The following is a 14,329-nucleotide window of genomic DNA, read 5'->3' as shown; positions in this document are numbered from 1 at the left end:
TAATATTTAGCACAAACCAAATTAAAGCGCCTATATGGCGCTTTTTTATTATTTTAAAATTATTATCTAATAATTTTTAGTAATTTCATCCTACCGTACTATGCTTTTAGCACACCTAATAAAATGGACTAAGGCATGGCAAAGTTGGTATTGGCAATTGATGACGACAAGTACGTTCATCATATAATTGAAGAGTCTTTAGCAGGGTTTTGTAAAATAATTCATGCAAAAGATGGCGATGAAGGATTAAGGCTAACCAATAAATACAACCCAGATATTATTTTACTAGATATTGAAATGCCAGGTATGTCAGGTTATGACGTATGTAAAACAATAAAGCAAAGTCAGAATACTCAGGATATTCCCGTTATGTTTCTCTCATCTAAAATAGAGCTAAGCGATCGGGTAAAAGGTTATAGCGTCGGCGCATCTGATTACATTACAAAACCTTTTAATGCAGAAGAGTTAATAGCGCGAATAAAGGTACTTTACGAATATAGGCAAAAATGCGCAAAACTAAAATTGGATATAGTAAAAGCGAATAAAACAGCTGAAATGGCAATGACAGAGTCAGGCGATATGGGGCGTATAATGCGCTACGTTGGACAAAGTTATCACGCTAATAACTTTCAATCGTTGAGTGAATACTTTTTTACCTTTTTTGCTCCTTTAAATTTAGATGTTGTGGTGGTGTTTTGGTATCAAGGAAAAGGTATTTTTTACAGCCAGCAAAGTGGTGTTTGCCCGTTAGAGCAAGAGCTGCTTGAGCAACATCGAAATGCTCAACGATTTGTTGATATTGGTAGCAGCACTATTATTAATTACCCCAAAGTGTCCCTTTTGATAAAAAATATGCCAGTTGATAACGATGCTTTGTATGGGCGCTACAAAGATCTGTTCCCGCATATATTAGAAGTAACCAACGAGAAGGTTGTTACCATGGAAAGAAGCGAAAGCAGTTATGAGCAGGCAGCTCAAATAAGTACAGCCCTTCAAGATATTGTTAAGCAGTTAACTACTCAAAATGTAGAGCAAAACAAAAGTACTAAAGAGTTTATAGAGCAGCTACATGAACTTGACTGCGCTATTAAGCTACAACAAACACAAGCAAACCCTGCGGATCTCACTTTATATATATCTCAATTGGATCAAACAATGCAGTTATTTGTATCGGCTAATAGTGATTTAGCCTTTATCAAATATCAGCTTAAACAAGTTGCCGAAAGCCGCAATGAACTTATATCCAATTTACGTACTAAAGCGGAAGCCGCAAAGGTCAATACGAATCATCATAGTGATATAGAGCTATTTTAGTGCTTTAAAGTAAAGCGGTTGATATACTACAGGCGTATTTTATCGTCGGAGTTTATTGTGGTTATTCAGTGTGCTTTTAAAGAGTTACGCCCTTATTTAAATGAATTAGAAACACGCTTTGGTTTAGCCCAATGGGCGCAAAATTGCAGTGGCTTTAGCTTACATTACGATGATAAAGGGTTAAGTCTATTTAAAACCGACGAGCCTAAACTAGGTGCAATTAACGTTGATTTTGTAACCGGTGCTGCCGCCCATAGGCGTAAGTTTGGCGGTGGTAAAGGGCAAGCAATTGCCAAAGCGGTGGGTTTAAATAAAGGCGCAACGCCTGTTGTACTTGATGCTACCGCTGGTTTAGGGCGAGATGGTTTTGTACTTGCCTCGCTAGGGTGCAAAGTTATATTACATGAACGTCACCCGGTTGTAGCTGCACTTTTATACGATGGTTTAAAGCGAGCCTATAGCGATATTGAAATTGGTTTGTGGATGAAAGAAAACATGAGCCTAATATTTGGCTCAAGCCATACTTTGCTCTCTCAATGCGAAAGCATGCCTGATGTTGTTTATCTAGATCCCATGTTCCCGCATCGCGAAAAATCAGCATTAGTTAAAAAAGAAATGCGCGTATTCCAAGAGCTTGTTGGTGCAGACAACGACGCTGACGACCTACTTAATTTTGCCTATCCACTTGCCAGTAAGCGTGTTGTTGTAAAGCGCCCCGATTACGCTCCATTCTTAAACGAAAAAACCCCAAGTATGCAGATCAAAACCAAAAAGAACCGTTTTGATGTCTATGTAAAGGCGGCAATGGTTTAAGCATCAAAACAAATCGACGTTATATCCCTAGAATTTACCCATGTAAGAATCGTTATATTGGGTTTGATCATAGGATCTAGCCTTTTGAATCTAGGATCTTATTACATTTTCATGTTAGAATTTGCGCAATTTTTTGGCATAGCAAAGTAGCACAGTAATGATCTTAGATGATATTCGCATTGTTTTAGTTAACACGTCACATTCGGGCAATATTGGTTCGGCGGCTCGCGCCATGAAAACCATGGGTTTATCAAAACTTTATTTAGTTGATCCTGCTTGCGAAATAGACAGCCAAGCAAGTGCATTAGCTGCAGGCGCAACTGATGTTTTAGGCAATGCAGTTATTGTAGGTACCGTTGAAGAAGCTATCGCTGACTGTACATTAACGATTGGCACAAGTGCGCGTTCTCGTACGCTTTCGTGGCCAATGGTTGAACCACGTGAATGTGGTGAAAAGCTCGTTGCTGAAGCCGTAAATGGTCCTGTAGCGCTAGTATTTGGTCGTGAAAACAGTGGTTTAACTAATGAAGAATTACAGCTTTGTAATTACCATGTATGTATTCCTGCTAATCCAGAGTACAGCTCGCTTAATTTAGCTATGGCCGTACAAACACTTAGCTACGAAACTCGCATGGCATTTTTAAATCAACAACCTAAAAAGGTTGAAGAAGACGATGCAGTTTACCCAAGCTCAAAGCAAACAGAGCTGTTTTATGATCACCTTGAAGACACGTTGTTTAAAACAGGCTTTATCATCAAGCAACACCCTGGTTTAGTTATGACTAAATTGCGCCGTTTGTTTAACCGAGCTCACCCTGAAGATGCTGAAATGAATATTTTACGCGGTATTCTCACCTCAATTAATAAGGCTATCCCTAAGTAACTTAGGTATAGCTATTAGTTATAAAAGACCTAGACTAATTAACGCGCTAATACTTGACTAAATTACTCAGGTAATTACAATGGCTGTAATACTTGACCAAAGAGGTCAAGTATTGAAAATTTGTTAACTCTACAATTTAAAAGTAAGAGTTTCTAAATCAAATTTTTATCAAGTGATAATACTTGACTAATTTACTCTGGTAATTAAAATTTGCACTCTTTTGTGCAGGGGGCGTTATGAAGTTAACATCAAAAGGCAGATATGCCGTTACAGCTATGCTGGATGTTGCACTACACACAGGTGTAGGTCCTGTAGCCCTTGCTGATATTTCACAAAGACAAGAAATTTCTTTGTCTTACCTTGAACAATTATTTGCTCGTTTACGTAAAAATGGCCTAGTAAGTTCTGTTCGTGGACCTGGTGGTGGTTATTTACTAGGGCGTGAAGCGAGCGTTATCTCTGTTGGCGATATTATTAGCGCCGTAGACGAATCGGTCGATGCAACACGTTGCCAAGGTGCCGATACCGGCTGTCAGAGTGGTATGCGTTGTTTAACACATAATTTGTGGTCAGACCTAAGCGCACGCATAGAAGAATTTTTGAATAATATTACCCTTGCTGAATTGGTGGAAAAATCAGATGTGAAAGAAATAGCATCGCGCCAAGATAACAGTATTAATAATGCAATTAAGCAGTTGGAAAACATTCAAGTAAGCTGTCAACTTTAAGGTTGACCTGCAGCGGAGAGAGAAATGAAGTTACCGATTTATTTAGATTACGCAGCGACCACGCCTGTTGACGAACGTGTTGCTAAAGAAATGATGCAATGCCTGACAATGGACGGTAAGTTTGGTAATCCTGCGTCACGCTCACACCGTTTTGGTTGGCAAGCAGAAGAAGCTGTTGACCAAGCACGTACAGATATTGCTGATTTAATTAATGCAGACCCACGTGAAATTGTTTTCACATCGGGTGCAACAGAATCAAATAACCTTGCTATCAAAGGTGCAGCACAGTTTTACAAGAAAAAAGGTAAGCACGTTATTACCGCTAAAACTGAGCACAAAGCTGTAATCGACACATGTCGTGAACTTGAGCGCCAAGGTTTTGAAGTAACTTACATGGACGTTGAAGAAAACGGCCTACTTGATTTACAAAAACTTGCCGACACAATGCGTGACGACACAGTACTTGTAAGCATTATGCACGTTAATAACGAGCTAGGTGTAATTCAAGATATCGCGACTATTGGCGAAATGTGTCGCGAACGTAAAATTATGTTCCACGTAGATGCAGCGCAAAGCGCGGGTAAAGTACTAATCGACGTGCAACAGCTTAAAGTTGATTTTATGTCGTTCTCTGCACATAAAGTGTATGGCCCTAAAGGTGTTGGTGCACTTTACGTTCGTCGTAAACCACGTGCTCGCCTTGAAGCGCAAATGCACGGTGGCGGACATGAACGCGGTATGCGTTCTGGTACACTAGCTACTCACCAATTAGTGGGTATGGGTACAGCGTTTAAAATTGCTAAGCAAGATTTCGAAAAAGATCACGCACACATCAGCGCCTTACGTAATCGTTTAATCGACGGCATTATGGCTGATATGGACGAAGTATACTTTAACGGCACGCAAGACCAATCAGTACCTGGCATTGTAAACATCAGCTTTAACTTTGTTGAAGGTGAGTCGTTACTTATGGCAGTAAAAGACATTGCAGTATCGTCAGGTTCAGCCTGTACATCTGCAAGCTTAGAGCCTTCTTATGTATTACGTGCACTTGGCCGTAACGACGAATTAGCACATAGCTCAATTCGTTTTAGTATTGGTCGCTTTACTACCGAAGAAGAGATTGATTACACCGTCGAATTAATGAAAAACTCTATCGGTCGCCTACGTGAGATGTCTCCACTTTGGGAGATGCATCAAGAAGGTATTGATTTAGATTCAGTTGAATGGGCTCACCACTAATAGTGTGAGCACATACCCTAGCAGGTAATGAGGATAGAATAATGGCTTATAGTGATAAAGTAATCGACCACGTAGAAAACCCACGTAACGTAGGTACTCTAGATAAGAATGATCCGTCAGTGGCAACGGGTATGGTAGGCGCACCAGCATGTGGTGACGTAATGAAATTGCAAATTAAAGTATCTGCCGAAGGCGTTATTGAAGATGCAAAATTCAAAACCTACGGTTGTGGTAGCGCAATTGCTTCATCTTCACTTGTAACAGAGTGGGTTAAAGGCAAAACGCTAGACGAAGCAGCGACAATTAAAAACACTGATATCAGTGCAGAGCTTGAATTACCACCAGTGAAAATTCACTGTTCAATTTTAGCCGAAGACGCAATTCAAGCAGCAATTGCAGACTACAAAAGCAAACAAGCGAAGTAAGAAGAGAAACTCATGGCAGTGACATTGACAGATGCGGCAGCAAACCGCGTACAATCATTTTTAGCAAACCGCGGTAAAGGTTTAGGCCTGCGCGTTGGCATTAAAACGACGGGCTGTTCAGGTCTTGCTTATGTACTTGAGTTTGTTGACGATTTAAACGAAGACGATGAAACTTTTGCGGCTAAAGGTGTAACATTAATTGTTGACGCTAAAAGCTTAGTTTACATCGATGGCACAGAGCTCGACTACACTAAAGAAGGCTTAAATGAAGGGTTTAAATTTAGAAACCCGAATCAAGCAGATGAGTGTGGTTGTGGCGAAAGCTTTACCGTTTAAGCTTAAAATATCTTTGTAGTATAAATAAGCCCTGCCAGTTAATGTAGGGCTTTGTTATTTCTGAATATTATTGGTTGAAGTTATGCGTTACTTTGAATTATTTGCAGTCCCCGTTGATTACAATATTGATTTAGCAACGGTTAACAAGCACTACTTGGAATTACAGCGTACTGTACATCCAGATCGCCACGCGAATGCGAGCAGCCGCGATAAGTTAATGGCAGTGCAAAGCGCCGCCGAAATTAACGATGCGCTACAAACATTAAAGCACCCAGTAAAACGTGCTGAATATATGCTGAGCGAGCTAGGCGTTGATATTCGTGCAGAGCAGCAAACCTTGCAAGATCCAATGTTTTTAATGCAGCAAATGGAACTTCGCGAAGAGCTTGAAGAGCTAACATCAGTAAGCGATCCTGATACTGCGATTGCAAATTTTGAAAAACAAATTAAGCAACTAAACACGCAGTACAGTGCACAGCTTGCCGAGCAACTAGCAAGTAACGATGAGCAGCAATATCAACTTGCCGCAGATAATATTCGTAAACTGAAGTTTGTTTATAAGTTACGTGACGAACTAGAGCGTATTGAAGACAGTTTATTTGACGATTAATTACTTGCTGCAAAGCGAGCAACACGAGTTTAAAGAGCATTATGGCATTATTGCAAATTGCTGAGCCGGGGCAGAGCGCGGCACCACACGAACATAAACTAGCTATTGGTATTGATCTTGGTACAACTAACTCATTAGTTGCAACAGTACAAAGTGGCGAAGCCCGCACGTTAACTGATGATCTTGGCGCGGCTATGTTACCGTCGGTTGTTCGTTATCAAGCAGGCGGTATTACTGTTGGCGCAGAGGCTGCACAAGCAGCAACGCAAGACCCTGCTAATACACTTATTTCGGTTAAGCGTTTTTTAGGTAAAACTCAGGCTGAAATAGAGAAAAGTTATGGGCAACTACCGTATGAGTTCTGTGAGCACAATGGTGCGCTAGCAATAGGAACTGCGGCAGGTAAAATCAGTCCAATTAAAGCATCAAGCCATATTTTAGCTGCATTAAAAGCACGAGCTGAGCAAAGTTTTGGCAACCAAGAAATTTTAGGGGCTGTAATCACAGTACCAGCGTACTTTGATGACGCACAACGCCAAAGTACTAAAGATGCCGCAGAACTGGCTGGTATTAACGTACTACGTTTATTAAATGAGCCAACAGCAGCAGCCGTTGCTTATGGTTTAGATTCTGGCCAAGAAGGTATTATTGCTGTTTACGATTTAGGCGGTGGTACATTTGATATATCAGTACTTAGATTACACCAAGGTGTGTTTGAAGTAATGGCAACTGGCGGCGACTCAAGTCTCGGTGGTGATGACTTTGACTCACTACTTGTTGATTACTTTAAGCAGCAAACTGGTGTGTCAGCGTTGTCACCCTCAGTTTTACGTTTATTCATCAATAAAGCAAAAGCCTGTAAAGAAGCATTAAGCCAATACGCTAAAGTAAACGTGGGTCTTGAGTTTGACGATCAAAAATACACAGTAGAAGTAACACGCGAAACGTTTGACGAAATGGCTATGCCTCTCGTTAAAAAAACACTGCGTTCGTGTCGTCGTGCTGTAAAAGATGCTGGCATAGAAAACGACGAAGTACTGCAAGTTATTATGGTAGGCGGTTCAACCCGTATGCCACTGGTACGTAGCCAAGTACAAAGCTTTTTTGATAAAGAGCCGCTAACTTCAATCGACCCTGATCGTGTTGTCGCTTTAGGTGCTGCGCTTCAAGCCGACGTGTTAATTGGCAATAAGCCCGATTCTGACATGTTATTACTTGATGTATTACCGTTATCGCTAGGTCTTGAAACTATGGGTGGTTTGGTTGAAAAAATCATTCCGCGTAATACAACAATTCCGGTAGCACGCGCGCAAGAATTTACGACGTTTAAAGACGGCCAAACAGCTATGTCATTACATGTGCTGCAAGGCGAGCGTGAGCTTGTTGATGATTGTCGTTCGCTTGCTAAGTTTAGCTTAAAAGGTATTCCACCAATGGCGGCAGGCGCTGCGCATATTCGTGTAACCTTTAAAGTTGATGCTGATGGCCTATTAAGTGTTTCAGCTATGGAAAAATCAACAGGTGTACAAGCTGAAATTCAGGTTAAGCCTTCGTTTGGTTTATCTGACGACCAAGTAGCTAACATGCTAAAAGAGTCAATGAGCAACGCTAAAGGCGACATGCAAGCACGTATGCTTAAAGAGCAACAAGTAGAAGCATTACGCGTAATAGAAGCGCTTAATGCATCACTTGCAGCCGATGCTGCATTGCTTGACGATATGCAACTTGCTAACTTACGCGCTGAAATTGCAGAACTGGTAAAAGTGCGCGAAAATGCACAAGAGCCTGGCGAAATTAAAGCAGCTATCGAAAAAGTCGATAATGCGAGTAGCGACTTTGCATCGCGTAGAATGGATGCATCAATTAAAAAGGCCCTTACAGGGCAGTCAGTAGACAACATTTAAGAGAGATTAGAATGCCACAAATTGTTTTTCTTCCACATCCTGAATTATGTCCTGACGGCGCTGCAATTGAAGCTCCTACAGGCCAAACGGTACTCGACGCTGCACTTAAAAATGGTATTAGCATTGCGCATGCTTGCGAAAAGTCGTGTGCATGTACTACGTGTCATTTAGTGATTCGTGAAGGATTTGATTCACTACAAGAGAGTGATGAGCTAGAAGATGACATGCTAGATAAAGCATGGGGTTTAGAGCCTGAGTCACGCCTTGGTTGCCAAGCAATTATAAGAGATGAAGACTTAGTGGTTGAAATACCTAAGTACAATCTCAATATCGTTAATGAAGAGCACTAGTTTTTAACGATGTATATATTAAAAGCCGCTGTTTGATACAGCGGCTTTTTTGTTTCAAGAAAGCATTTATAAACACGTAGCAGCGACTTTATGTCGCGTTTTTAAATCTCAAACGTTTTAAGTTAAATTTTTCTAATCTCAAACTTGAACATCAAAATGATCACGTATTTTTTCAGATTATATAAACGCGGGGTAAACCCGCTGCTACGAGTTCAACCCAATCCCTAAAATCTATTTTGGAGGTTTATTTTGAGTAATCTTATTTTCTCAGACTCATTTATTAACGGCGAATTTTATAAGACTGATACGCACTTTAGCGTTAACGATCCCGCTACCGAAAAAAGTATTGTTGATGTAAGCGATATTGACGAGCAGGGTGTAAATAGCGCAATAACCGCAGCTCAAGGGGCTTTTGTTAAGTTAAAAGCGACAAATGCGACCGAGCGAAGCGAAACGTTGATGCGCTGGTATGAGCTAGTTATAAAACACAAACAAACACTTGCAGAGTTAATGACCAAAGAGCAAGGCAAGCCGCTCAAAGAATCCCTTGGCGAAATTAACTACGGTGCAGGTTTTATCAAATGGTTTGCAGAAGAAGCCAAACGTAGTTACGGAGATGTAATTCCGCCAACAGATAACTCGCATCGTTTAACTAGCTTTAAGCAGCCTGTAGGTGTTGTTGCTGGTATTACGCCATGGAACTTCCCTGTTGCTATGGTTACTCGTAAAGTAGCTCCAGCTTACGCTGCGGGCTGTAGCTTTATACTTAAACCTTCTGAACATACGCCACTATGTGCTATCGCACTTGCTTATTTGGCCGATCAAGCTGGTTTTGTTAAAGGTGCATTTAATGTACTGGTTTCACAAGATGCCAAAACAGTAGGTAAAATGCTGACTGACTCAGAAGTCGTGCGTAAGTTTACATTTACCGGCTCTACCGGTGTAGGTAAGCAGTTGCTATCTCAATGTGCAGACACAATTAAACGTACCTCGATGGAGCTTGGCGGCAATGCGCCTTTTATTATTTTTGATAATGCAGATTTAGATGAAGCTGTAGAAGGGCTAATGGCGGCTAAATTTAGAAATAGTGGGCAGGCATGTGTTGCTGCAAACCGTATCTTTATACAGCGTAATATTCTCGACAAAGTACTGTCAAAAATCACGCCTAAGGTTGCAGCGTTAAAAGTGGCAAATGGTTTTGAAGACGATGTTGATATTGGCCCACTTATTTACCCTAAAGCCAAAGAGAAGGTACAGCAGTTAGTACAAGACGCACTCGATAAAGGTGCGACGTTGATTGGCGATAATAGTGACTTAGGTGGCAGCTTTCAAAACCCATTAATAGTAAACAACGTAACGACAGAGATGGATATTTACCACGAAGAAGTATTTGGTCCAGTATTAACGGTTATTCCTTTTGATGAAGAAAGTGAAGTGCTTGCACTTGCTAACGATGTACCATTTGGTCTGGCAGCCTACTTTTACAGCCAAAATATTAAGCAAATTTACCGAATTAGTGAAGGGCTTGAATTTGGTATGGTAGGTGTAAACGAAGGTGTTATATCAAACCCAGTCGCGCCTTTCGGTGGCGTTAAACAATCTGGTTTGGGCCGAGAAGGTGGGCATCAAGGGCTGGATGAGTACCTAGAAGAAAAATACGTGTGTATTAAAATATAACGGCAGTTAAGTATACGAGCGCGAATTTACTTCGCGCTTTTTTATGACGTTAATATGGCAGATATATGAACTTTACCTTTTACTGTTGCTACCCAAAGCGCTAAATGCTACCTTTGGGAACATATTTTTTGTTAATAAAACAACATAAAAAAACAAATAAAAAGTAAAAGGATTTCTATAAGTAGAAATAACCCCGTGTGTAAATGCCACCGTAAGGTGGCATTTTTTTGTTTGGATAGGTATAGGCTGTAATAAGCGCATTTTGAATAAAGGCATGGCTCATAGGTGCTAACTTATAGGTGTGTAACCGGGTAAGTTATCAAAATCTATCTCATCAAGCTGCTCTGGGTTAGCATATTCATTGATATAATTTTTATAGACTTGCGACTCAATAAAAATAGCAAAAATGTCAGCATCAAGATGGTTTTTAGCAACCATTGAGCCTAAAATAAATAAACACTCACTGACCGGTTTTGCTTTTTTGTAGGGCCTGTCTACCGCAGATAGCGCTTCAAAAATATCCGTAATAGCCATTAACCTTGCAGGCACCGACATTTGCTCTTTGGTTAAACCTCTTGGGTAACCAGTGCCGTCAAGTTTTTCATGATGACCTAAAGCATATTCAGTCACATTGCTTAAGTGTTTAGGGAACGGCAGGGCATCTAAAATATTTTTAGTTACATCCATATGACGTTTCATTACTTCACGTTCGGCTTCGGTTAACGTGCCTCTTCGTATTGTTAAGTTTTCAACTTCATCAGCTGAGAGCAATGGTGTATTAATATCATTTATAACGAGTTGGTATTTGTTTGCAATGCGTTCAATGTGCTCAAGTTCTGCATCACCTAAAAACTCGCCCCCTACATTCACACGCTGTAATAATGCACGGTCTAATGCCAACTGTTTAAGCTCGGTATCAAGTAGGCGTTCAAATTGTTGAACCTCGATAGGTTTTTGCAGCTTCATCGCACAGATGATTTTTTGCTGATACGCTATTTTTAAATCTCGGCTAATTATTTCAAATTTAGCATCTACATATTTTATTCGATCAAAAATAGTTTCTAGTTTTGTCGACTTTTCCATAATGTGATCGGGAGTCGCGATTTTCCCACAGTCATGTAACCAGCCTGCTATATCAAGTTCATGCCGGTCGGCCTCACTCATCGAAAATGAAGCCAAAGGGCCTTTATTTATATCATGTACGGCATCAGCTAGCATTAACGTGAGTGCTGGCACTCGTTTACAATGGCCACCGGTATGAGGAGACTTTTCATCTATTGCCATCGCAATTGTTTCAGCAAAGGTCGAAAAAAGATCTTCCATTCCCTTAATTAGTGTTGAGTTAGTTAGTGAAATAGCGCCTAAAGAGGCAAAAGATCGAATTAGAGTGACAAGCTCTTCACTAAAAGGGATATTTTTATTTTGCGCATCTTTTACATTTATAAGCTGGATTACACCAATAATGTCATCTTCATGATCTTTTAAAGGAATTGTTAGCATGGACTCAGAGCGATAACCCGTGCGTGCATCCATTTTGCGAGCTGCGCTCATATCAAAGGGCAGGGCATCATACACGTCAGGAATGTTAATCACTTCGCCAGAATTTGCAGAGTGGGCAACAATAGCGGTTTCGTTTGGTTTGCCATCAATAAAAAGATCTATATTAGGAAAATCTACAGGGCTCCCTAAAGTGCCACCTAAATAAAGATTTAATGACTTATTTATTACCGTTTCAAACTTGAGTTGTTTGTTTGGGGTAATAGAGTAAATGCTGCCAGCATCAGAATTTGCTATCGACATCACAACTTGCAGTATTTCATCAAGTAACTTAGACGAGTTTTTTTCTGTTGTTAGCCTAATACTAATATCGATAAAATGCTGAAGGTTTGTTTTGTCTTTAATGTGCTGTCGCATATGTTTACTACTTTTTAGTATGTTTGAAGGCACCATTCCAATCCTTAGCTAGTGTTTGCAAATCAGTGCCCTTAATACGTTCGATAAAAATGGTATAAACGTCAGAGCTAAATACGGTCGTGCTGTGTAGTTCTTTAAATAAGCTAAGCGCTTGTGGCCAGTTTTTATTATAAAAAAGCGTCATGGCCTGCTGTGATTTTTTAACTTCATTTAACTGTTCTTCATCGAGCTTATCTGTAAAATTTATAGGCTCAAACAACTGTATAGCCGTTGTTTTTCCGACAACTTGTACTTTATCTATTAAACGAAATGAAATATGAGGGCATTCGTTCATCGTTTCTTCTGTAACAAGAATAGCTACGCCATAAAATTTGGTCAAGCTTTCTACTCTAGCACCTAAATTAACAGTATCACCAAGAACTGTATAGGCTTTACGGTAAACCGAACCCATATCACCTACATTCATATCGCCAGTACTTAAACCGATACCAATTTTTATTGCAGGCTGATTGTTTTCTGCAAATAACTGATTTATTTGCGTTAACCCGTTAATCATACCCATTGCGGCTTCAACACCATGGCGAGCGTGGTTTTCATCTTTTAGTGGTGCATTCCAAAATGCCATCACCATATCGCCTACGTACTTATCAATAGTTCCGTTATGATCAAATATGATTTTGGTAATAGCCGTAAGATATTCGTTTAAATATTCACTTAACTGATGGGGCGACATACTTTCTGATACTGAAGTGAAACTACGAATGTCGGCAAACAACACCGTCATATTTTTTCGCTCACTTTTTTGAGATAAACTTTTACCCTGTAGTATCATCTGATTTATACGCTCAGGAGGCATATATTGGTCAAACATAGATTTTATTTTTCGGCTATGTTTCATTTCAGCGATAGAACCAACAATGATGTAATAACCCGCTAATATAATGATGAGTAAAAGGGGCATTAATAAAGGTAAACTAATTTTTTTCACTGACCATAAATAAACGTTTAAAAATATAACGACACTTGTGACTGTAAGAGACAAAACAATAATAAAACGTGCGCTCTTACCGTGGCTAAAAAACGACAGTACGCTACCCGTTAATGCAATGATGAGTAAGCTTGCTCCCAGTGACCAATTAGGTTTAGAGGGAAGTAGCTCTGGGTGCATTAACCCTTCAAATATATTGGCATGTACCTCAACACCGGGATACTGTAAACCAACAGGTGTTGATCTTAAATCAGCGAGTCCAATTGCCGATGTGCCAATAAAGGCTACTGTGCCTTCTAATTCCTCTAAACCAATTTTTTTGGTCAAAATATCGGTAGCCGAATAATAAGGGAAGCTATGTGCACGCCCTTTGTAAGGAATTAATATTTGCCCATATTCATCAGTTTGAATCCACTTATCTTGAAACTTTATACCTTCGAATAAGGTTATACCATCTAATATATTGGAACGAGTTTCTATGTTTTCAGCAAGGGTATAAAGTCGAGCAACTTCAAGTGCTAAAGAAGGGTAAAGCTTATTGCCAACTCGATTTATAAGAGCTGCTTTACGTATAAAGCCATCTTCATCGCTATGTGCATTGATAAAACCGGTGCCCGTTGTAGCATTTTGTAACTGAGGGATATTTACAATAGCACCAGGAAACTGGTTTATCTGTGAATTAGTATGATCCGCATTTGCCCACACAACACTGCTTTTAGCTGGCAAGTTTTGATTAGTGAGTTGTTCATCAATTAATAAAAAACCAAGAACAGTATCATTTTTAGATAATGCGCTTGCTAGTTTTGTGTCTGCATCGACTTGTTTAGTAATTTCAGCGAAGGGGATGGTGTACTTTTTTGATAAATCAGGAATTTCAGACATAATTTTTGTAACAGGGTTTTCTTCCTGTTCAGAAAAAAATACATCGAATGCAATAACAATAACACCTGCATCAGTAAGCTTTGTAACAAGGTCAGCTACTTTTGAGCGACTCCAAGGAAAGCGTCCTTGTTCTTGCATGCTCTTTTCATCGATATCAATTATTACAACGGTTTCATCAATACGCCTAGGCGTCTCTGAAAGTGTTAGTAACAACCGAGAGTCGTATATTATACCTTCTACGCGGTTCACTAACTTTGCAAGCG

At 40.0% G+C, this 14,329-nt stretch carries 13 protein-coding genes; 11 read left to right on the top strand and 2 right to left on the bottom strand.

What is annotated here, in order from left to right; all coding sequences use genetic code 11:
- Window positions 1–135: 135 nt before the first annotated feature.
- The 11 genes from QL995_RS16110 (at window position 136) to QL995_RS16060 (ending at window position 10,282) form a co-directional block, all read left to right on the top strand.
- Window positions 136–1,314, top strand: a complete 1,179-nt coding sequence (locus tag QL995_RS16110) for a response regulator (protein ID WP_007586368.1) — start codon at window positions 136–138, stop codon at window positions 1,312–1,314.
- 57 nt (window positions 1,315–1,371) lie between these two features.
- Window positions 1,372–2,127 (top strand): class I SAM-dependent methyltransferase, encoded by a 756-nt coding sequence (locus tag QL995_RS16105; protein WP_024589847.1) that lies wholly within the window; start codon window positions 1,372–1,374, stop codon window positions 2,125–2,127.
- 157 nt (window positions 2,128–2,284) lie between these two features.
- Window positions 2,285–3,010 (top strand): tRNA (cytosine(32)/uridine(32)-2'-O)-methyltransferase TrmJ, encoded by a 726-nt coding sequence (gene trmJ, locus QL995_RS16100; protein WP_024589846.1) that lies wholly within the window; start codon window positions 2,285–2,287, stop codon window positions 3,008–3,010.
- A gap of 236 nt (window positions 3,011–3,246) precedes the next feature.
- The gene (gene iscR / locus QL995_RS16095) at window positions 3,247–3,738 is read left to right on the top strand and encodes a Fe-S cluster assembly transcriptional regulator IscR (protein ID WP_007586371.1); all 492 of its coding nucleotides are present in this window, start codon (window positions 3,247–3,249) and stop codon (window positions 3,736–3,738) included.
- Between the two features lie 24 nt (window positions 3,739–3,762).
- Window positions 3,763–4,980 carry an IscS subfamily cysteine desulfurase gene (locus tag QL995_RS16090; RefSeq protein ID WP_002958425.1) on the top strand — a complete coding sequence of 406 codons (1,218 nt, stop codon included), beginning with the start codon at window positions 3,763–3,765 and terminating at the stop codon, window positions 4,978–4,980.
- A gap of 41 nt (window positions 4,981–5,021) precedes the next feature.
- Window positions 5,022–5,405, top strand: a complete 384-nt coding sequence (gene iscU, locus QL995_RS16085) for a Fe-S cluster assembly scaffold IscU (protein ID WP_007377675.1) — start codon at window positions 5,022–5,024, stop codon at window positions 5,403–5,405.
- A 12-nt stretch (window positions 5,406–5,417) separates the two neighbouring features.
- The gene (gene iscA, locus QL995_RS16080) at window positions 5,418–5,741 is read left to right on the top strand and encodes an iron-sulfur cluster assembly protein IscA (RefSeq protein WP_007377674.1); all 324 of its coding nucleotides are present in this window, start codon (window positions 5,418–5,420) and stop codon (window positions 5,739–5,741) included.
- 82 nt (window positions 5,742–5,823) lie between these two features.
- Complete coding sequence (gene hscB, locus QL995_RS16075) at window positions 5,824–6,351, top strand: co-chaperone HscB (RefSeq protein WP_290294605.1); 528 nt, start codon at window positions 5,824–5,826, stop codon at window positions 6,349–6,351.
- A gap of 41 nt (window positions 6,352–6,392) precedes the next feature.
- Window positions 6,393–8,255 (top strand): Fe-S protein assembly chaperone HscA, encoded by a 1,863-nt coding sequence (hscA, locus tag QL995_RS16070; RefSeq protein ID WP_290294604.1) that lies wholly within the window; start codon window positions 6,393–6,395, stop codon window positions 8,253–8,255.
- 11 nt (window positions 8,256–8,266) lie between these two features.
- Window positions 8,267–8,605 carry an ISC system 2Fe-2S type ferredoxin gene (gene fdx, locus QL995_RS16065; protein WP_007586379.1) on the top strand — a complete coding sequence of 113 codons (339 nt, stop codon included), beginning with the start codon at window positions 8,267–8,269 and terminating at the stop codon, window positions 8,603–8,605.
- 249 nt (window positions 8,606–8,854) lie between these two features.
- Window positions 8,855–10,282 carry an NAD-dependent succinate-semialdehyde dehydrogenase gene (locus QL995_RS16060; protein WP_290294603.1) on the top strand — a complete coding sequence of 476 codons (1,428 nt, stop codon included), beginning with the start codon at window positions 8,855–8,857 and terminating at the stop codon, window positions 10,280–10,282.
- A 288-nt stretch (window positions 10,283–10,570) separates the two neighbouring features.
- Here QL995_RS16060 and QL995_RS16055 read toward each other — a convergent pair whose 3' ends face one another.
- Both QL995_RS16055 and QL995_RS16050 read right to left on the bottom strand, forming a co-directional pair.
- Window positions 10,571–12,232, bottom strand: coding sequence for an HD domain-containing phosphohydrolase (locus QL995_RS16055; protein WP_121953548.1), 1,662 nt, complete (start codon window positions 12,230–12,232; stop codon window positions 10,571–10,573).
- Window positions 12,204–14,315 (bottom strand): adenylate/guanylate cyclase domain-containing protein, encoded by a 2,112-nt coding sequence (locus QL995_RS16050; RefSeq protein ID WP_290294602.1) that lies wholly within the window; start codon window positions 14,313–14,315, stop codon window positions 12,204–12,206. Before QL995_RS16050 ends, QL995_RS16055 begins: the two co-directional genes overlap by 29 nt.
- Window positions 14,316–14,329: the final 14 nt, after the last annotated feature.

The organism is Pseudoalteromonas sp. APC 3358 (assembly GCF_030408075.1).
In the GTDB taxonomy this organism is placed as follows: domain Bacteria; phylum Pseudomonadota; class Gammaproteobacteria; order Enterobacterales; family Alteromonadaceae; genus Pseudoalteromonas; species Pseudoalteromonas arctica.
Note: the sequence above shows the minus strand (reverse complement) of the source record. Positions and strands in the feature narration are given on the sequence as shown.

What these genes read in the sequence shown, in the direction of transcription:
- hscA (WP_290294604.1), top strand. Translation starts at nt 6,393, where the DNA reads ATGGCATTATTGCAAATTGCTGAGCCGGGGCAGAGCGCGGCACCACAC.
- iscA (WP_007377674.1), top strand. Translation starts at nt 5,418, where the DNA reads ATGGCAGTGACATTGACAGATGCGGCAGCAAACCGCGTACAATCATTT.
- QL995_RS16055 (WP_121953548.1), bottom strand. Translation starts at nt 12,232, where the DNA reads ATGGTGCCTTCAAACATACTAAAAAGTAGTAAACATATGCGACAGCAC.
- trmJ (WP_024589846.1), top strand. Translation starts at nt 2,285, where the DNA reads ATGATCTTAGATGATATTCGCATTGTTTTAGTTAACACGTCACATTCG.
- QL995_RS16090 (WP_002958425.1), top strand. Translation starts at nt 3,763, where the DNA reads ATGAAGTTACCGATTTATTTAGATTACGCAGCGACCACGCCTGTTGAC.
- QL995_RS16110 (WP_007586368.1), top strand. Translation starts at nt 136, where the DNA reads ATGGCAAAGTTGGTATTGGCAATTGATGACGACAAGTACGTTCATCAT.
- fdx (WP_007586379.1), top strand. Translation starts at nt 8,267, where the DNA reads ATGCCACAAATTGTTTTTCTTCCACATCCTGAATTATGTCCTGACGGC.
- iscR (WP_007586371.1), top strand. Translation starts at nt 3,247, where the DNA reads ATGAAGTTAACATCAAAAGGCAGATATGCCGTTACAGCTATGCTGGAT.
- iscU (WP_007377675.1), top strand. Translation starts at nt 5,022, where the DNA reads ATGGCTTATAGTGATAAAGTAATCGACCACGTAGAAAACCCACGTAAC.
- hscB (WP_290294605.1), top strand. Translation starts at nt 5,824, where the DNA reads ATGCGTTACTTTGAATTATTTGCAGTCCCCGTTGATTACAATATTGAT.